Source organism: Streptomyces sp. AC627_RSS907, assembly GCF_019049165.1.
This window is the reverse complement of record NZ_JAGMUE010001398.1, coordinates 1-611: the sequence shown is the minus strand read 5'-3', so window position 1 is coordinate 611 and position 611 is coordinate 1. Positions and strand designations below refer to the sequence as shown.

The following is a 611-nucleotide window of genomic DNA, read 5'->3' as shown; positions in this document are numbered from 1 at the left end:
GCCTTGGCGACCCCGTACTTCTTCTCCTTGATCCGCTTCAGCGGCGTGGAGCCGGTGACGGAGCAGACCTTCTTGCCCTTGATGTCCTCCGGGGTCTTTATGTGGCTGTCCTTGTCGACCAGCAGGTCCTGGCCGGCGAGGTAGTACGGGCCGCCGAAGTCGACCTGCTTCTTGCGCTCGTCGTTGATCGTGTACGTGCCGACGTAGAAGTCGACGCCACCGCTGGAGAGCTGCGTCTCGCGGGCCTCGGTCGGCACCGTCTTCCACTCGATGTGCTTCTCGTCGAAGCCGAGTTCGGCGGCGATCATGCGGGCGATCTCGACGTCGAAGCCGGAGCGCTCCTTGGTGCTCGGGTCCTCGTAGCCGAGATTCGGCTGGTCGGCCTTGGTGCCGATCTTGATCGTCTTGCCCTTGGCCTTCGACCAGACCGGCGAGTCCTTGACGTCGGCCGCGGTGTTGACCTCGTAGGAGAGCTTCGGGGCGTCCTTGTCCTTCTTGTCGTCGTCCGGGCTGCCCTCCTTGCCACACGCCGTCGCCGTCACGGCCATGGCCAGTACGACGGCCGCCGCCGCTGCAGTCCTGCGGAGCTTCATGGTGAATGTCCTTTACGT

At 64.5% G+C, this 611-nt stretch carries 1 protein-coding gene; it reads right to left on the bottom strand.

Features of this window, described 5'->3' with window-relative positions; all coding sequences use genetic code 11:
- On the bottom strand, positions 1–593 hold a 593-nt coding region (locus tag KUM32_RS42095), incomplete at its 3' end, for a transporter substrate-binding domain-containing protein (RefSeq protein ID WP_217146874.1).
- Positions 594–611: the final 18 nt, after the last annotated feature.